Annotated in this window: 18 protein-coding genes; 11 read left to right on the top strand and 7 right to left on the bottom strand. The window is 61.0% G+C overall.

All coding sequences use genetic code 11. The annotated features are described in order from the left end of the window. Positions 1-17 precede the first annotated feature (17 nt). Positions 18-1,142 carry an alkene reductase gene (locus tag ACSQ2Z_RS07910; protein ID WP_436080688.1) on the bottom strand — a complete coding sequence of 375 codons (1,125 nt, stop codon included), beginning with the start codon at positions 1,140-1,142 and terminating at the stop codon, positions 18-20. 90 nt (positions 1,143-1,232) lie between these two features. Continuing rightward, the gene (locus ACSQ2Z_RS07915) at positions 1,233-1,526 is read right to left on the bottom strand and encodes an ArsR/SmtB family transcription factor (RefSeq protein WP_436080689.1); all 294 of its coding nucleotides are present in this window, start codon (positions 1,524-1,526) and stop codon (positions 1,233-1,235) included. 134 nt (positions 1,527-1,660) lie between these two features. Here ACSQ2Z_RS07915 and ACSQ2Z_RS07920 point away from each other — a divergent pair, with 134 nt between their 5' ends. Next, complete coding sequence (locus tag ACSQ2Z_RS07920; RefSeq protein ID WP_436080690.1) at positions 1,661-1,879, top strand: hypothetical protein; 219 nt, start codon at positions 1,661-1,663, stop codon at positions 1,877-1,879. Positions 1,880-2,151: 272 nt separating this feature from the next. Here the strand turns inward: ACSQ2Z_RS07920 and ACSQ2Z_RS07925 are convergent, their stop codons facing one another. Beyond that, positions 2,152-3,048: a LysR family transcriptional regulator VtlR gene (locus ACSQ2Z_RS07925; RefSeq protein WP_436080691.1), complete on the bottom strand. Its 897-nt coding sequence runs from the start codon at positions 3,046-3,048 to the stop codon at positions 2,152-2,154. Between the two features lie 113 nt (positions 3,049-3,161). Continuing rightward, a complete protein-coding gene (gene trxB, locus ACSQ2Z_RS07930; RefSeq protein ID WP_436080692.1) occupies positions 3,162-4,136 on the bottom strand; it encodes a thioredoxin-disulfide reductase in 975 nt (324 codons plus the stop codon). Between the two features lie 317 nt (positions 4,137-4,453). On the opposite strand from trxB, the gene ACSQ2Z_RS07935 reads away from it, so the two are divergent. The 6 genes from ACSQ2Z_RS07935 to ACSQ2Z_RS07960 are packed head-to-tail and all read left to right on the top strand — an operon-like array spanning position 4,454 to position 9,135. Further along, entirely contained in the window at positions 4,454-5,455 is a 1,002-nt protein-coding gene (locus ACSQ2Z_RS07935) for a glycosyltransferase family 2 protein (protein ID WP_436083020.1), read from the top strand. A 6-nt stretch (positions 5,456-5,461) separates the two neighbouring features. After that, complete coding sequence (locus tag ACSQ2Z_RS07940; RefSeq protein ID WP_436080693.1) at positions 5,462-5,995, top strand: acyltransferase; 534 nt, start codon at positions 5,462-5,464, stop codon at positions 5,993-5,995. Between the two features lie 51 nt (positions 5,996-6,046). Beyond that, entirely contained in the window at positions 6,047-6,517 is a 471-nt protein-coding gene (locus tag ACSQ2Z_RS07945) for an Lrp/AsnC family transcriptional regulator (RefSeq protein ID WP_436080694.1), read from the top strand. Positions 6,518-6,565: 48 nt separating this feature from the next. After that, positions 6,566-7,267: an FkbM family methyltransferase gene (locus tag ACSQ2Z_RS07950; protein WP_436080695.1), complete on the top strand. Its 702-nt coding sequence runs from the start codon at positions 6,566-6,568 to the stop codon at positions 7,265-7,267. A 13-nt stretch (positions 7,268-7,280) separates the two neighbouring features. Beyond that, positions 7,281-8,105 (top strand): glycosyltransferase family 2 protein, encoded by an 825-nt coding sequence (locus ACSQ2Z_RS07955; RefSeq protein ID WP_436080696.1) that lies wholly within the window; start codon positions 7,281-7,283, stop codon positions 8,103-8,105. 7 nt (positions 8,106-8,112) lie between these two features. Continuing rightward, a complete protein-coding gene (locus ACSQ2Z_RS07960; RefSeq protein ID WP_436080697.1) occupies positions 8,113-9,135 on the top strand; it encodes a glycosyltransferase in 1,023 nt (340 codons plus the stop codon). 170 nt (positions 9,136-9,305) lie between these two features. Here ACSQ2Z_RS07960 and ACSQ2Z_RS07965 read toward each other — a convergent pair whose 3' ends face one another. After that, positions 9,306-10,376 (bottom strand): glycosyltransferase family 4 protein, encoded by a 1,071-nt coding sequence (locus ACSQ2Z_RS07965; RefSeq protein ID WP_436080698.1) that lies wholly within the window; start codon positions 10,374-10,376, stop codon positions 9,306-9,308. 86 nt (positions 10,377-10,462) lie between these two features. Beyond that, complete coding sequence (gene greA / locus ACSQ2Z_RS07970; protein WP_037127414.1) at positions 10,463-10,939, bottom strand: transcription elongation factor GreA; 477 nt, start codon at positions 10,937-10,939, stop codon at positions 10,463-10,465. 250 nt (positions 10,940-11,189) lie between these two features. Between greA and ACSQ2Z_RS07975 the strand changes: the two genes are divergently transcribed. From ACSQ2Z_RS07975 to ACSQ2Z_RS07990, 4 genes are all read left to right on the top strand, one after another. Then, entirely contained in the window at positions 11,190-11,486 is a 297-nt protein-coding gene (locus ACSQ2Z_RS07975; protein WP_436080699.1) for a hypothetical protein, read from the top strand. A gap of 13 nt (positions 11,487-11,499) precedes the next feature. Then, positions 11,500-11,847: a hypothetical protein gene (locus ACSQ2Z_RS07980; RefSeq protein ID WP_436080700.1), complete on the top strand. Its 348-nt coding sequence runs from the start codon at positions 11,500-11,502 to the stop codon at positions 11,845-11,847. A 17-nt stretch (positions 11,848-11,864) separates the two neighbouring features. After that, positions 11,865-12,845 (top strand): SDR family oxidoreductase, encoded by a 981-nt coding sequence (locus ACSQ2Z_RS07985; protein WP_436080701.1) that lies wholly within the window; start codon positions 11,865-11,867, stop codon positions 12,843-12,845. A gap of 106 nt (positions 12,846-12,951) precedes the next feature. Then, on the top strand, positions 12,952-14,406 hold the full coding sequence (locus ACSQ2Z_RS07990) for an MFS transporter (RefSeq protein ID WP_436080702.1): 1,455 nt from the start codon (positions 12,952-12,954) through the stop codon (positions 14,404-14,406). Between the two features lie 39 nt (positions 14,407-14,445). On the opposite strand, the gene carB is transcribed toward ACSQ2Z_RS07990, so the two are convergent. Next, positions 14,446-17,940 (bottom strand): carbamoyl-phosphate synthase large subunit, encoded by a 3,495-nt coding sequence (carB, locus tag ACSQ2Z_RS07995; RefSeq protein ID WP_436080703.1) that lies wholly within the window; start codon positions 17,938-17,940, stop codon positions 14,446-14,448. Positions 17,941-18,022: the final 82 nt, after the last annotated feature.

Raw genomic sequence — 18,022 nt, forward strand, 5'->3', positions numbered from 1 at the left:
CTACATCTCTACGAATCTCACGCGACCTGCTTTTCAAGCAGCGGATAGTCGGTATAGCCCTTGGCGCCGCCGCCGTAGAAGGTGGCCTGGTCCGGTGCGTTGAGCGGCGCGTTGTCCTTCAGGCGCTGCACGAGGTCCGGATTGGCGATGAAGGGCTTGCCGAAGGCGACGAGGTCGGTCTTGCCCTGCGCGACGGACTCGATGGCGAGTTCGCGGTCGTAGCCGTTGTTCGTCATCCATGCGGCTTTGCCGCCGACCTTCTCATAGGCAGTCCGCAACGCCCGGTAATCGAACGGCTTTTCGCCCTGCTGGAAATCGCGCGGGCCGCCGGTCGCGCCTTCGATGACATGGATATAGGCGAGCTTGTACTTCGCCAGGCCTTCGACGACGTAGGTGAAGAGCGCCTGGGCGTCCGGATCGGACGAGTCATTGGCCGGCGTTACCGGCGAAATGCGGATGCCGGTGCGGCCTTCGCCGATTTCCTTCGTGATCGCATCGACGACCTCGAAAAGGAAGCGGGCGCGGTTTTCGATCGGTCCGCCGTATTGGTCGGTGCGGACATTCGAGCCGGAGCGCAGGAACTGGTCGATCAGGTAGCCATTGGCTGCATGGATTTCGATGCCGTCGAAACCGGCATCGATGGCCGCTCGCGCTGCCTTGCGATAATCCTCGAGGATGCCGGGAATTTCAGCGAGTTCGAGGGCGCGGGGCTCGGAGGTCTCGGCGAACGTGCCGGTGCCGTCTTCATTGACAAGATAGGTCTTGGACTTCGCCTGGATGGCTGATGCCGACACGGGCTTGCCGCCGTTCGGCTGCAGGGTCGTGTGAGAGATACGACCCACATGCCACATCTGCACGACGATCTTGCCGCCCGCCTTGTGCACGGCTGAGGTGACCTGTGTCCAACCGTCCAGCGCTTCCTTGCTGTAGAGGCCGGGAACGTCGGCATAACCCTGGCCCTGATGGGTGATCGCGGTCGCTTCGGTGATCAAGAGGCCGGCGCTGGCGCGCTGTTCGTAGTAGGTGACGTTCAGCGTGTTCGGAACGGCGCCCGGGGAGCGGTTGCGCGTCAGCGGCGCCATCACGATGCGGTTGGCAATCTCGATATCGCCGATCTTGATCGGGTCGAAGAGGGAAGTCATGGGAAGTCCTTTTCGTTCGTTGCGGGGATAGTCATTCTGGGAGGATAAAGGGCTGGCTGGGAGGATAAGGCTGGCGGGCGGATCACCCCGTCAGAGTGTGTTGCTGATGTCGTTCAGGAACGCCTGGATCGTCTCCTCGTTCCGTTTGTAGAAGACCCACTGGCCGACGCGTTTGGTGGTGACGAGACCGGCGCGCTGCAGGATCGCCAGATGGCCGGAGACGGTCGATTGCGAAAGACCGCAACGCTCGAACTGGCTGGCGCAGATGCCCATGTCCAGCGGATAATGCTGGTCGGAAAAATGCGCCTCCGGTTCCTTCATCCATCCCAGCATCTCGATGCGCTTCGGATGCGCCAGCGCCTTCAGGATCTCGTCCTTGTCCATCAATCGACCTTGTATCGCCAAATCACGATATACCGATTTATAGATCGGAATTTTCCGATATTCAAATCACGTCTCTGTGAGGGAGGATTCTGGGCAAAAAAAGAGGGCCACTGGAGAACAGGGCCCTTTTAGGTGTGAAGGTTAAAACCTCCAGAGGGGAACAGCTGCTGCGGTGGCACTGGGAGGAAAAAGACCACCATCTGCATCAGCTGAAATCGATATGGGAAAGTGGCGCGACGATTTCAATGCTCGGCGCCAAGAAAAATTGCAACTATAAGGATGTGCTTGAATTCAAGGCAAAAAAAGAGGGCCACAAGAAAACTTGGGCCCTTTATAGTTATGAAGGTATCTAAACCTCCAGAGGGGAACAGCTGCTGCGGTGGCACTGGGAGGAAAAAGCCACCAAACTGCATCAGCTGCAGTCGATATGATGGTTTTTTGGGCGAACTGCAATCATTTAATATGCATGACAGCCATGTGCCGAGCGCAGGCCTGCGCATTTTTCAAGCGATTTAATTCGCTTATTCACCTGAGGTTGTGAAGTCTTTTGGAAAAAATCAGTTAAATCAGCAGTTTGTCTAGCGGGAACGTAGAGAGTGTTTTTTGTGCACCTGCGAAGGCAGCGTCAGAAATTCCAGTTGCGCGCTTTTGCGACGATGAAATCGCGGAAGACTTTCAACTTCGCGGCGTTCTTCATCTCGTCCGGATAGCAGAAATAGGTGTCGAAGGACGGAATGGCGGCGCCGATCGGCAGTTGAATGAGGCCGGGGTCGCGACCGACGATATAGTCCGGCATCATGGCGATGCCGATGCCGAGCAGGCAGGCGCGCTTGATCGAGGTCTGGCTATTGATCTGCAGATGCGAGGGGCGGGGATTGTCCTGGTCGCGCCCGGCAATCTCCAGCCAGTTGACGTCGAGCAGATAGTTGGGCGCCGGCTCGCCGAAGGTGATGATGCGGTGGTTGTCCAGATCCTCGATCGACTGCGGCTCGCCGTGTTTGTTGATGTAGGACGGCGCAGCATAAAGATGCATGTGCACGGTGAAGAGCTTGCGCTGGATGAGGTCTGATTGCTGCGGCTGGCGCAGCCGGATGGCGCAGTCGGCGTGGCGCATGTTGACGTCCAGTTCCTCGTTGTCGAGGATCAGCTGAACCTGCATTTCCGGATAGAGCGCCAGGAATTCCTGGACCTTGTCGGTCAACCAGCCCTGGCCGAGACCAACGGTTGTCGTGATGCGCAGCTTGCCGCTCGGCTTGTCGGTGGTCTCGGTCAGCTGGACCCTGACGCTTTCGAGCTTCATCAGCACTTCGTGGGCGGTACGATAGAGAATTTCACCCTGTTCGGTGAGGATCAGGCCACGGGCATGGCGATGGAACAGCTTTATGCCGACATCCTGCTCGAGCGAACTCACCTGGCGGCTGATGGCCGATTGCGAGAGGTGCAGTTTGTCGGCCGCATGGGTGAACGATCCCGCTTCTGCCGCCGCATGGAAAATGCGCAGTTTGTCCCAGTCTAGCGGCATAAAGCCTCCCATAACGGCTCGTGGCGGAAAACGGCCTCGTTGTTTCCCGCCAGAGAGCTGATTGTCTGTTCCCACTCAGGAGCGAGGATTCCCGCTCCAATTGTTCGCGGCTTCTATTCGGCCGCAATTGCGACGGGCATATGGCCCGCCAGGTATTTTTCCGCTTCGAGCGCAGCCATGCAGCCCATTCCGGCGGCCGTGACCGCCTGGCGATAGATGTCGTCGGTGACGTCGCCGGCCGCGTAGACGCCAGGCACATCCGTGGCGGTCGAATCGGCGGCCGTCCACAGATAGCCGTTGGGCTTCAGGCGCAGCTTGTCCTTGAAAAGCTCGACCGCCGGCGCATGGCCGATGGCGACGAAAACGCCGTCGATCGGCATTTCGCTTACCTCGCCGGTGCGGGTGTTGCGCAGCTTGACGCCGTTGACAGAGGCCGGCATCGGTGGCTTGGCCGGGCTGCCGAGATATTCGACAACCTCGTGATCCCAGATCACCTTGATGTTTTCCTTGGCGAACAGCCGCTCCTGCAGGATTTTTTCCGAGCGGAAGCTGTCGCGGCGGTGAATGATCGTCACGGTCTTGGCAAGGTTCGACAGATAGAGCGCTTCCTCGACGGCCGAGTTGCCGCCGCCGACGACGATCACGTCCTTGTTGCGGTAGAAGAAGCCGTCGCAGGTGGCGCAGGCCGAGACGCCAAAACCCTGGAAGGTCGCCTCGCTCTCGATGCCGAGCCATTTGGCCTTGGCGCCGGTAGCGATGATCAGAACATCGGCCGTCCAGTCGGTGCCGCTGTCGGTCGTGAGCTTGAACGGCCGCACCGAGATATCGACGCTGGTGACGAGATCACTGACGATCTCTGCGCCGACGTGTTGGGCCTGTTTGAGCATCTGCTCCATCATCCAGGGACCCTGGACCGGATCGGCATAACCCGGATAGTTCTCGACATCGGTGGTGATCATCAACTGGCCGCCCTGTTCCATGCCGGCGATGAGCACCGGATTGAGCATTGCGCGCGCCGAATAGATCGCGGCGGTGTAGCCAGCCGGGCCGGAGCCGATGATGAGAACTTTGGTATGTCGGGCAGTCATGAGCCGGGTCCTTCGATCGCCAGAACGGTATAACATCGTCCGGCTTCGTCATATGGTGAGAAATTGTCCCCTAGTCTAGGGATTCCCGCGGCCTTGTTTCAAGGGCGGCCTCGTTGATACGCACAGATGTGTTGCGCAATTGCCCCGGTTTGGCGAGGTTTTTGTGCATGGCGCGCAAAGACGCTCTCGTTTTTTCATCCTAATACGTGTTACCGACAAAACTTGTGACAATCGCCGATCGGACAGACGTGGCAGTGAACAAGCGGCAATCCCCATATCCGTTTCGCAATCCCGGCGATTTCGACTACGGCCGCACGCTGTTTCACCGGTTCCGCACCTGGCTCGACAGCCGCCGCGTTTCTTCCCGCCGCAAGAGCAAGACCGAAGCAGTGACGTTGTCGCTTTTGTCGCCCCCAACCTTCCGGCCGTTGCGGGGTGCGGATGTTCCGCTGCTTTTCCTGGCGCATGATGACCTCAAATTCATGCGGTCGCTGCTAGCGCATTATCGCCGGCTCGGGGTGACCCGCTTCATCTGCGTCGATGATCAATCGACGGATGGCACGCGCGAATTTCTTTGCACGCAGCCCGATGTCGACGTCTGGACCTCCGGTGTGCGCTATCGCGAGGCACGGCGCGGCAAGCTGTGGCGCGAAGCCTTGTTTGCTCGCTATGGCAAGAACCGCTGGTATCTCAACATCGACGCCGATGAGTACCTCGTCTACGATCGTTGTTTCGAACGGCCGCTGCCGCAACTGATCGCCCATCTCGAAAGCCTCGGCGTGCGCCGGTTCGCAGCGCCGATGATCGACATGTACCCGGGGGGCGAGGTCGGCGCCTTTGCCTTCGACGGTTCGACGGAGGCCATGCCCTGGGAGATTGCCGATTGCATCGACGGCAGTGGCTACGTCATCGAGAAGACCAAGCGCTTCCTCAGCCTTGCCGGCGGTCCGCGGCGGCGCAAGTTTGCGGCCGAAGCCGAGATGATGAAATATCCGCTGATGTACTGGGATGACGATTGCAGCTTCGGCGTCAGCATCCATCAGCCGCTGCCCTTCGACCGCAACTTTTCGCCCATCTCCGGCGTACTCTTGCATTTCAAGTTCTTTGCCGACTATCACGAGAAGACCCGTCAGGCGGTGGAAGACAAGCAGTATTTCGGCGGTGCGCGCGAGTATCAGCGCATCCTCGACACGGTTGCCGCCAGCGGCGAACTCGATTTCGTCTATGAAGACACGCTGAAATATTCGTCGCCGGAGCAATTGATCGAGCACGGCTTCATGCGCTCGATCTGGTCTGCCGGCGAGCAGTTGGGGACTTGAGGACCCATGCGGATCGGATCGATTTCCCACTATTTTTGCCTTCTTCGCGGACTTCTTTTGCCGGGCTATCTGCGCCTCGGCCGTAAATCGCAGATCCGGCGGGGCGCGTTCATCGATGCCTACCGGGGGCGAGTTGTGATCGGCGACCGGTTCAAGATTCATCGAGGCGGCCTCATCGACGTGCAGAAAGGCACGATCGAGATCGGTTCGAACGTGTCGATCAATCCCTACAGCATCCTTTACGGTCTGGGCGGCATAAGGATCGGCAATGATGTCCGCATCGCCGCCCATGTCGTCGTTGTTTCGTTCGATCACCGTTATGACGACGTTTCCAAAGCCATTACGATGCAGGGCGTCGTCGCCAAGCCGATCGTGATCGAGGATGATGTCTGGATCGGTGCCGGTGCGAAGATCCTGGGCGGCTCCCATATTGCCAAAGGCTGTGTCATCGGCGCGAACGCCGTCGTTAAAGGCAAGACGGAACCCTACGGAATTTATGTTGGCAGCCCGGCGCGGCTTTTGAAGTATCGCGGGCAATAACAAATACGGTCTGCAAACGCTGGATCGACAGGAAAAACGGGAAGCTCAACCATGGTGATGCGCGTCGACCTTGATGCAATCGATATGAAGATTCTGCGTGAGCTTCAGAACGACGGCCGGATGACCAATGTCGAGCTGGCCGAGCGGGTCGGCATATCGGCGCCGCCCTGTCTCAGGCGCGTGCGCAAGCTGGAGGAGGCGGGCATCATCCGCGGCTATCGCGCGCTGCTGAACGCACCGGCGCTCGGCTATGACCTGGTTGCATTCTGCATGGTCGGTCTCCAGCACCAGTCGGATGCCAATCTCAAGGCCTTTGCCAAGCAGACGGCAAATTGGCCGCTCGTGCGCGAAGCCTGGATGGTCTCGGGCGAATCCGACTTTCTCCTGCAATGCGTGGCCGAAAACCTTGCAGCCTTTCAGGATTTCGTTATTGAGGAGCTTACGGCCACGGAGAACGTGGATACCGTGCGCACGATGCTGACCATCCGGCAGGTCAAGGATGTTGCCCTCATCGAGATCTAGGTCGCTTCCGCGCCGGTGTCTCCGGTTATCACGATAGGATCAGGTGTTTTGAAACGACTGCTGCGATCGCTGCGCAAGAGCTTCCGGTACATGTTCAACGTTCGCACCGTCCGGCTGGGCGGTGTCACGATCGACACGACCGCCGGCCGTATCCCCGAGAACGTCCGGGAACTGATTTTTCGCGAGATCTACGAAGACACCGAACGCGACCTGATCGGCAGGATCCTCAAGCCTGGCATGCGCACGCTTGAAATCGGCACCGGCATCGGCTTCGTCAGCCTGGTTGCCGCCCGCATCTGCGGCGAACGCAACGTTTTCTGCTACGAGGCCAATCCGGAGTTGGAGCCGACGATCAAAAGAAATTTTGCGCTGAACGGTCTGACGCCGAACCTCACCATGCGCGCTGTCACCGTCGACGGTGCGCCGATTGCCTTCTTCAAGAGTGACAACATCATCTCCTCCAGCCTCTACGACCGCAAGCGTGACGACAAGCAGATCGTTGTTGAAAGCGAGGCGCTTTCGGATGTTCTCGCAAAGCATGATCCCTCGGCATTGATCATGGACGTCGAGGGCGCCGAAATCCAGCTGCTCGGTGTCGACCTGAAGAACGTTGCCGACATCATCGTCGAGTTGCATCCGCATATCGTCGGCGAGGATGCCATCGCGGCGCTCATTTCCAATCTGAAGAACCGCGGCTACGTCATGCTGAGCAATAACCGCAAGACCTCCCATTTCGCCCGCGCGGCCTGAAGGGCACTGCTCCATGCCATCGAAGCTCCCGGTTTCCGCTTTCATCATCTGCCTGGACGAGGAAGCCTATCTCGGCAATTGCATCGAGAGCCTGGAGAGCTGCGCGGAAATCGTCATCGTCGATTCCGGCTCGACCGACGGCACGGCGGCGCTGGTGCAGTCCTATATCGACAAGGGCTGGCCGATCCGTTTCCTGTTCGAACCCTGGCGCGGCTATGCCGGCCAGAAGCAGTTCGCGCTGGAACAGTGCAGCGAGCCCTGGTGCCTGAATATCGATGCGGATGAGCGGCTGGATGAACCGCTGCAGGCGCTGCTGCCGTCACTGATTGCGGCGCCGGCTGAAACCGTCGGCTGGCGCGTCGCCCGCCGGCCCTATCTGATCGGCTACGGCTATACGCCGGACAAGGTGCGCGAACGCAAGAACCTGCGGCTGATCCGCAAGGGTGGGGGGGCTTACGACCTTGCGCAAAAGGTGCATGAAGGCATCGTGCCGGACGGCAAGGTCGAGGCGGCGGCGACGGGCAGCCTCTTGCACTACCGGCCGCTGATCCTCGACGAGCAGATCCTCAAGGAAAACAAATATTCGACGCTGAAGGCGGACCAGCAGTTTGCGGCCGGCAAGCCGCCGCGCCCCTACAAGGTGATCTTCAGCCCGCCGCTCTATTTCCTCCGGCTCTATTTCCGCAATGGCCTCTGGCGCTGTGGCCTTCCGGGCTTTATCGAGGCGGCAACCGGCGGCGTCTATGCCTTTCTGACGGCGGCAAAGATCTATCAGCGGCACGCCCTCAAGCGCAGGCCGAATTTCGACGATATGGAGCGCGCGCGGCGCGGCAAATGAGGACGGCATGAAGGTTATGCACTATCACTTCGGCAAGGACGGCGGCGCCGAGCGCTTCTTCGTCCACCTCGTCAATGCGCTTGCCCGCCGCGGCGTCGAGCAGACTGCCGTCATCCGTCCGAACCGCCTGTGGCGCAAGGACGTCGAGCCCCATGCCCGGCTGATCGAAAGCAATTTCCGCAACCTGTCGCCGGATCGCATCCTGCTGCCATTGAAGGTCAAGCACCTGGCGCGCCGCGAAAAGCCGGATGCGCTGTTTTCCTGGGCGACACGGGCAAGCCGCCTGATGCCGAACTACAAGGGCTGCATCAAGATCTCGCGGCTCGGCGACTACCCGACCAATCTCGGCTACTTCAAGAACACCGACGTGCTCGTCTGCAACACGCCGGGCATCGGCGAGCATGTGCGCCGTCTCGGCTGGAAGCGCGGCGTCGAGGTGATATCCAATTTCACCAGCACCGAGCGTGTCACGCCGATCGACCGCAAAAGCGTCGATACGCCGGAAAATGCGCCGGTCGTCATGTCGATGGGCCGCTTCGTGCCGCGCAAGGGTTTTGCGCTGCTGACCGCGGCCGTTGCAAAATTGCCAGGCGTCTATCTCTGGCTTGCCGGCGACGGCGAGGAGATGGAGAACGTCCGCAAGCTCGCCGCCGATCTCGGCGTTGCCGATCGCGTGCGGTTCCTCGGCTGGCAGAAGGACACGCGCCCTTACGTGGCGGCCGCCGATGTCTTCGTCATGCCGTCAAGTCACGAACCGCTCGGCAACGTCATTCTCGAAGCCTGGGCACAGCAGAAGCCGGTGGTCTCCAGCCGGTCCGAAGGGCCGACCTGGTTCATGCGCGACGGCGAAAACGGCCTGCTCGTCGATATCGGCGATACGGAGGGGTTCAGCAGGGCGATCGAACGGCTGATCAACGACAGGCACCTTGCCGATCACGTCGCCCTGGGCGGTCACGAGACCCTGATGGGGCAGTTTTCCGAGGAGGCGGTCGCCAACGCCTATCTCGAACTGTTCAAGCGCAAGCCTTAGATTTAGAAGGCTTTTTCGGTTGAACGGATTGCACGTATTGTCGGCTGGCAGCCCCCGTAAACGGAGAGAGGGGATTTGCCCGGAGTTTACCGCTTGTCCCTTCTCCTCTACGGGGAGAGGTGCCCGACAGGGCGGATGACGGCCGCAACGCACCGATAGGTTTCAGGCGCTTAACCAGCCGCCGTATCAGATAAAAGTTTCTCGTAGACCGCCCCGATCCGCGATGCCTCGCCCTGAATGCTGAAACTGTCGGTCGCACGAGCGAGCCCACGTTCGCCCGCCAGCTTTGCGCGCTCCGGGTCGTCCATGAACGCAGCGGCAGCCTGTGTCATGTCGCCGAGCGAATTTGCCGCAACGAGGATGCCGGTTTCATCCTCGCCGGTCACCAGCAGTTCCGAAAATGCGCCGACATCGGTCGCCACGACCGGCACCTTTGTCGCCATCGCCTCCAGCGGTGTCAGCCCGAAACCCTCCCAGCGTTGCGGCGCGACGAACAGGTCGAGCGCCCGGTACCAGTCCGGGATGTTGGTATGCTCGCCGACGAAGAGGATGCGATCAAAAAGGCCCGCTTGCTTGACCCTGTCCTTCAGTTCGTTTTCGAACGAAACATGCGCCGCCGTCGCACGGCCGGCGACGATTGCGATCCAGTTCGGTCGCATCGGCAGAAGTTCGATCATCGTATCGACGAAAAGGTCCGTGCCCTTCTGATGACGCACCCGGCCGAAACAGCCGGCGATCTTCTTGTCGGGGGCAAGGCCTAGTGCTGCCTTCGCGGCCATCTTGTCATCGGCGGGATAGAATCGCTGCGTGTCGATGCCGTGCATGATCGTCGTGCTCGGCACTTCCAGATAGGCGGCAGTGCGGTTGCTGGTGGCGATCACGGCGTCCATCCGGCGGATCAGGAACTTGCTCCAGCCGGAATGCTTGCGCTGCGAGGCGGAGGTGAAGACGATTCTGAGCTTCATCCGCAGGATGTCCCGAAGAACGATCGCCGGCAGCATCTCGACATTGCGCCGTGCGTGCCAGAGCCGCAGCGCCCGGTTTTTCGGACGCCCCCACAGTCGAAGCAATGCGGAATAGCCGATATGGGGCAAACTAGCGGGCAAGCCGGGGCCCAAGGTCGCGACCTTCTGGCCGAGCGCACGTTGCACCGGAACAAGCTGGATGATGGTGGAGGTGACGCCGGAAAGGCGGCGCTTGAAGTTCGGCGCGATGATCTCGACGTCGCTGATGTCTTCCACGCTTGTTTGCCCCCTGTTCGTGTAACAGAAAAAGCCCGGGGGCAGCTTTGGGGGCCGTCCGGGCTTTCAGTGCAATATGCCGGGGATCAGCCCCAGTTGATCGCGAGGATTTCGTAGGCCTTCGAGCCGCCGGGGGCGACGACCTCGATCGAATCGCCGACTTCCTTGCCGATCAGCGCGCGGGCGATCGGCGAGGAAATTGAGATGCGGCCCTGCTTCACGTCGGCTTCCTGGTCGCCAACGATCTGGTAGGTCTTGTTCTCTTCGGTGTCCTCGTCGACCAGTTTCACGGTGGCGCCGAACTTGATCTTCGAGCCGGACATCTTCGACAGGTCGATCACCTCGGCACGTGCCACGAAATCCTCGAGCTCGCCGATGCGGCCTTCATTGTGGCTCTGGGCTTCCTTGGCAGCGTGATACTCCGCATTTTCCGAAAGGTCGCCATGGGCGCGCGCTTCGGAAATGGCTTCGATGATCCGCGGGCGCTCCTCCTGCTGACGCCAGCGCAACTCTTCCTGCAGCTTGACGAATCCGCTCTGAGTCATCGGCACTTTATCGACCATTTCATTGTCCTTCATAGTCCGCACTGAGCCCGCAAAAGGCGGGCTCGGCACAAAAGAAAACGGTCACCGGAGCGTTAACTCCGGAACCGTCAGAAACATTTGAACAACGCTTATAGCAGAAAGCGGAGTGCAAAAGCCAGATTATTCGGAGGAGGGTGCAAGTCCGGAAGGGCGCGTCTTACGGCGAAACCGCAACGAGGGGAACAATCTCGAGGTATGATCGTTGGTTCTGCAAGACAAGGATCAGATCATGCCGCACTCATCACTGGACCATCTTGAAGGCAGGCTCAACGCGCACCGAAAGCTCTTCATCGCGCTTTCGGCGTTCATCGCCGCAAGCGGCGAGGGGCGCGCGTTTCTCGAGCGTCTCGCGGAAGACAGCGAAACCGTATCCGATCACGAGGAGGATCCTGGCATCGAGCCTGATGACGGCTTTGCGATGCAGCAGATCGCCGATGACGAGATGCAGTCGATCGTGAAAGCGGCGTTATCGCGCGCCACGGCTGCGGAAAGCGAGGAGCAGCGGCGCAGGGATATTGCGCCATGAATGAGGTGAGATCATGCAAGATCGCCCGCAGGACAGGTTGAAGCTCTATCGGCTGGTTCCCGTCGCTGCTGCCAGTGATCCGAACTGGGGTAATGCCGACTATCAGGGTGAGGTGGTCGTTCGCGCCTTCTCGGCCGCGGATGCCCGGGTCGTCGCCGCGCAGGCGGAACTCGATTTTACCGAAATCGATGCATCGCCGGCCGAAGGCAACTCCACCCGCGATGCCAGCGCATTCCGCAACGAGCGACTCTATACGGTAGTTGAAATGTCTGAGCAGCAGGGGATTGCGGCCGACGGGCCGCGCGGCGTTGTCGAGGGCGTGGTGTCCGTCGGCACGATCAAGCCGACGCAGTTACCGTGAGACAAAGGAGAAAGACCATGGCTGCACAGGCAAGCCAAGCTGGCCGCACCGCGGAAAAACAGCGCGATATTCAAAAACAGGTCGCCAGGGCCGACGCCAAGGGCAAGCAGCAGAAGTCCACAAAACCAAAGGCGATGCAGGCTGGCGCGCGGCTCTATCCGGTGCCGCCGTTTCCGAAGCAGCATCAGCTGAAACCCGGTGCAGAATACAAGCTCGATCCCGCTCCCTTGTACGATGCGCCGTTTTACAAGGGCTCCGGCAAACTCGAGGGCAAGGTGGCGATGATTACCGGCGGCGACAGCGGTATCGGCCCCGCGGTCGCCGTGCTCTTTGCCCGCGAGGGCGCCGACGTGGCAATCCTCCATCTTGCCGAGGGCCGCGATGCGGAAGACACCGTGAAGGCGATCGAAGCCGAGGGCCGCAAGGGCATGGCCATTCCCGGCGATGTCAAGGACCGGACCTTTTGCCACAAGGCCGTGGCCGCCGTGGTCGAGGCTTTCGGAAAGCTCGACGTGCTGGTCAACAACGCCGCCTTCCAGGTCCATACCGCCGATGTGCTCGATCTTACGGAAGAACATTTCGATGAAACGCTGAAAACCAATCTCTACGGCTATTTCTTCATGGCGCAGGCCGCCGTGCCGCACATGAAGGAAGGCAGCGCCATCATCAACACCGGCTCGGTCACCGGCCTCGAAGGCAGCAAGCAGCTCCTGGACTATTCGATGACCAAGGGTGGCATCCATGCCTTCACCCGGGCGCTGTCCGGACAGCTCGTCGAAAAGGGCATCCGCGTCAACGCCGTCGCGCCCGGCCCGGTCTGGACGCCGCTCAATCCGTCCGACAAGCAGGCGGAGGACGTGTCCACATTCGGTTCCGACACGCCGATGAAACGCCCGGCCCAACCGGAAGAAATCGCCCCAGCCTACGTCTTCCTCGCCTCGCCGCAATGTTCGAGCTACATCACCGGCGAGATCCTGCCGATCATCGGCGGATATTGATCGGGGCGCCTGCGATCGGAAAAACTGATGCGCTCGCTAAAATAGGACTTTACCTCAACTGCACTTGAGGTTGTAACAGTCACGCTTCTTTGCTGGAGACGGAAGCATGACGACCGACAATATTCCCTGCATCGAAGAACAGATGGCTGCCCGACCTGTTGAATTGTCGGCCGGATGGGCCGAACTTCTGCGACCGCGCCATCTGGCGTCGACGATCACGCTGTGCCTCGGCGTGGCGCTCTTTGCGTTCAACGAATTCTTCATCTCGACGGCGTTGCCGACAGCTGTCGAAGATCTTGGTGGCGCCGCTCTCCTGTCCTGGGCCTTCACTCTCTATCTCGTCTTCGCCATCATCGGCGGCATGGTGGCCGCCAATCTGAAGCAGCGGTTCGGAGCGCGAAACACGCTTCTTGTGTCCGCAATCATCTTCATAGCCGGCACCGTATCTGCAACATTCGCCACGGACATGACGCAGGTTCTTGCCGGCCGCCTGCTGCAAGGGGCGGGCGAGGGCATTGTCGCAGCACTCTGCTATGCGCTCATCCCCGAGCTCTTTCCGCCGCGCCTCGTGCCGAAAGTGTTCGGCGCCGAAGCGATTGTCTGGGCGCTGGCCGCATTCTCCGGACCGCTGGTCGCCGGTGGCCTGACGGAGCATCTCTCCTGGCGCGCCGCCTTTTTCGTCAGCATTCCGGTGGCTGCCCTCTTCATTCTTTTGGTGCTGTGCATCGTTCCGCACGGTGTCTCGGGTCTACAGAAGGCACCTTCCATCCCGTTCGCACGATTGGCTTCGGCAGGTTTCGGCATCCTGATGATCTCGCTTTCCGGCGCGGTTGGCAGCACGGCGCCGATGGCTTTGCTGCTTTCCGGTGCCATGGTCGTGCTCACGGCCGTCGTCTATCTCGACCGCCGCTCGGCGAACCGGGTGCTGCCCAAGGCCGCATTCACCGCGGACAAAGCAGTGGGAACGGGTCTTTGGGTCGTCCTGCTGATGCCGCTTGCCCAGGCCGCCGGCACGGTCTTCCTCGTCTACAGCCTGCAGCATCTGTGGCAGCTCGGACCGACCGCGGCCGGCGCCTTGAGCGCCGTCATGGCGATCTCCTGGAGCCTCACCGCGATTGTCGTCGCCAGCCTGCCATCTCTTGCGCTGCGCAACCGGATCATGCTGGCGGGGCCGGTTCTGCTTCTCGCCGGTCTGGCGGCGGTCATGGCCGCGATCGGCTCGGGCGCGCTCTGGTTGGTCCTGCCGGGACAAGTGATGATCGGTGCCGGGTTCGGCACTTCATGGGGCACGATCAGCCAGTTGATGATGGATGTGTCCACCGATTCCGAACGCGACAGGACCTCGGCGATGCTGCCGACGTTGCAATCGGCCGGTTACGCCATCGGCGCCGCGTTTTTCGGCCTCATCGCCAATGTCATGGGTTTTGGCGAAACTGCATCGGGCGAAACGATCCGCCAGGCGATGTTCGTCGTTTTCGTCACCGGATGTGCGATCGCGGCGGTGTCGGTGTTCTTTGGATTGAGGACGGGCAGCCTGGCGCGCAGGCAAGCCAGGTCATGAAGCGCGGAGAAGCGGCGCCCGCAGGCGCCGCTCAAACCATCAATCCTGGAAATAGCTCTGCAGCGTCCGCACCTCGAGGCTTCCGGCCTTCAGTGCCTTGATCGCACGGGCCGCGGCTTCCGCGCCGGCCATGGTGGTGTAATAGGGCACCTTCTGCATCAGCGTTGCGCGGCGCAGCGATTTTGAATCCGAGATCGCCTTGTTGCCGTCTGTCGTGTTGATGACGAGGTGGACCTGGCGGTTGCGGATGGCGTCCTCGATGTGCGGGCGGCCTTCCTGCACCTTGTTGATCTTGGTGGCGGTGATGCCGTTTTTGCCAAGGAAGCGGGCGGTGCCGCCGGTCGCCATGACCTTGAAGCCGATTTCCGTCAGGATGCGGATGGCCGGCAGGACGCGCTGCTTGTCCTCGTCGCGTACCGAGACGAACACCGTCCCTTCGCGCGGCAGGTCGACGCCGGCGCCGAGCTGTGCCTTGGCAAAGGCGAGCGCGAAGTCGGTATCGAGGCCAATGACTTCGCCGGTCGAGCGCATTTCCGGCCCGAGCAGGATGTCGACGCCGGGGAAGCGGGCAAACGGGAAGACGGCTTCCTTGACGGCGATATGCTTCAGGTTGCGCGGGTCCGGCTTCTTGCCATAGGCGGCGATCGCCTCGTCGAGCTTTTCGCCGGCCATGATCCGGGCGGCGATCTTGGCGATCGGTGCGCCGATGGTCTTTGCCACGAACGGCACGGTGCGCGAGGCGCGCGGGTTGACTTCGAGAACGTAGATCGTGCCGTCCTTGATGGCGTATTGCACGTTCATCAGGCCGCCGACGTTCAGCGCCTTCGCCATCGCCTTGGTCTGGCGTTCCAGTTCGTCGACAATCTCGTCGGACAGCGTGTAGACCGGCAGCGAGCAGGCACTGTCGCCCGAGTGGATGCCGGCTTCCTCGATATGCTCCATGATGCCGGAGACGAAGACCGTCTCGCCGTCTGAGAGCGCATCGACGTCCACCTCGACCGCATTGTTCAGATAGCTGTCGAACAGAAGCGGGTTCTTGCCGAGCAGTGTGTTGATCTGGCCGGTCTTGTCGTTCGGGTAACGCTGCTTGATGTCTTCGGGCACCAGGCCCGGCACGGTGTCGAGCAGGTAGGTCTGCAGCATCGATTCCGAATGGATGATCTGCATGGCGCGGCCACCAAGAACATAGGAAGGACGCACGACCAGCGGGAAGCCGATTTCCGAAGCCACGAGGCGCGCCTGTTCGACCGAATAGGCGATACCGTTGTTCGGTTGGTTGAGGTCGAGCTTCTGCAGGAGCTTCTGGAACCGGTCGCGGTCTTCGGCAAGATCGATCATGTCGGGTGCGGTGCCGAGGATCGGGATGCCGTTCTTTTCCAGCGCTTCTGCGAGCTTCAGCGGCGTCTGGCCGCCGAACTGGACGATGACGCCGACCAGTGTGCCGTTTTCCTGCTCGGCGCGCATGATCTCGATCACGTCTTCGGCCGTCAGCGGCTCGAAATAGAGCCGGTCGGAAGTGTCGTAGTCGGTCGAGACCGTTTCCGGGTTGCAGTTGACCATGATCGCCTCATAGCCGGCATCCTTCAGCGCAAAGGCGGCATGGCAGCAGCAATAGTCGAACTCGATGCCCTGGCCGATGCGGTTCGGACCGCCGCCGAGGATGACCACCTTCTTGCGGTCGGAAATCTGCGCTTCGGAGCGGGCCGCACCGTTGAAGGGCGTCTCGTAGGTCGAATACATATAGGCGGTCGGCGAGGCGAATTCGGCAGCACAGGTGTCGATGCGCTTGTACACCGGGCGCACGTTCAGCCGGTTGCGCAGTTCGGCGACTTCCTTCGGCCGCTTGGCCGAAAGCGTCGCCAGCCGCGCGTCGGAAAAGCCCATGGCCTTGAGCATGCGCAGGTTTTCGGCATCTTGCGGCAGGCCGTGCTCGCGGACACGGGCTTCCATGTCGACGATCGCCTTGAATTGGGCGATGAACCATGGATCGATCTTGGAGCCGTCATGCACATCGGCCTCGCTCATGCCCATGCGCAGGGCCTGGGCAACCATGCGCAGGCGGTCCGGTGTCGGCGTGCCGATCGCGGCCCGGATGGCGTTGTGGTTGTCGCCATTGTCCTCCTCGAGGCCGGGGATCTCGATCTCGTCGAGGCCGGTCAAGCCCGTTTCCAGGCCACGCAGCGCCTTCTGCAGCGATTCGGCAAAGGTGCGGCCGATCGCCATGACCTCGCCGACCGACTTCATCGCCGTCGTCAGCGTCGTGCCGGCGCCCGGGAATTTTTCAAAGGCAAAGCGCGGGATCTTCGTGACGACGTAGTCGATCGACGGTTCGAAGGAAGCGGGCGTCGCGCCGCCGGTAATGTCGTTGTCGAGTTCGTCGAGCGTATAGCCGACAGCGAGCTTGGCAGCGACCTTGGCGATCGGAAAGCCGGTCGCCTTCGAGGCAAGCGCCGACGAGCGCGACACGCGCGGGTTCATCTCGATGACGACGAGGCGGCCGTTCTCGGGATTGACGGCGAACTGCACATTCGAGCCGCCAGTTTCGACGCCGATCTCGCGCAGCACCGCGATCGAGGCGTTGCGCATGATCTGATATTCCTTGTCGGTCAAGGTCAACGCCGGCGCAACCGTGATCGAATCGCCGGTATGGACGCCCATCGGATCGATGTTCTCGATCGAGCAGATGATGATGCAGTTGTCCGCCGTGTCGCGGACCACTTCCATCTCGTATTCCTTCCAGCCGAGCACCGATTCCTCGATCAGAACCTCGGTGGTCGGCGAGGCGTCGAGGCCGGAATTGATGATCTCGAAGAATTCCGAGCGGTTGTAGGCGATGCCGCCGCCGGTGCCGCCCATGGTGAAGGAGGGGCGGATGATCGTCGGCAGGCCGATCTCGTCGAGCGCCTGCGCAGCCACCGCCATCGCATGGCTCATATAGCGCTGCTTGCGGTCGGTCTCGCCGAGGTTCCAGTGATTTTCGAGTTCGTCCAGCGCCTTGTCGAGTTCGGCGCCGGTAAGCTGCGCCTTTACCTGGGCGCGCTCGGCCTCGTGAACCTTGCGATCGTGATCCTTGATCTCGGTCGCATTGGCAAGCATCGACTTCGGGGTTTCGAGCCCGATGCGCTTCATCGCCTCGCGAAACAGCGCCCGGTCCTCGGCCATGTCGATGGCGGCCGGCTTGGCACCGATCATCTCGACATTGTAGCGGTCGAGCACGCCCATGCGCTTCAGGGAAAGGGCGGTGTTCAGCGCCGTCTGGCCGCCCATCGTCGGGAGCAGCGCGTCCGGCCGTTCCTTGGCGATGATCTTGGCGACGACTTCAGGCGTGATCGGCTCGACATAGGTCGCATCGGCCAGGTTCGGATCGGTCATGATCGTCGCCGGGTTGGAGTTGACCAGGATGACCCGGTATCCCTCTTCCTTGAGCGCCTTGCAGGCCTGCGTTCCGGAATAGTCGAATTCGCATGCCTGCCCAATGACGATCGGACCCGCGCCGATGATGAGGATCGATTTGATGTCTTGGCGCTTTGGCATGGTCTCTATCCGCTTTTCAGCTTGCGCGAAAAACCGGCCAGGGTGGGATATCACCGGCCGGGGCGCGCATGCTTGGTCTTTT

The sequence above is a fragment of the Pararhizobium sp. LjRoot235 genome, assembly GCF_964254145.1.
In the GTDB taxonomy this organism is placed as follows: domain Bacteria; phylum Pseudomonadota; class Alphaproteobacteria; order Rhizobiales; family Rhizobiaceae; genus Pararhizobium.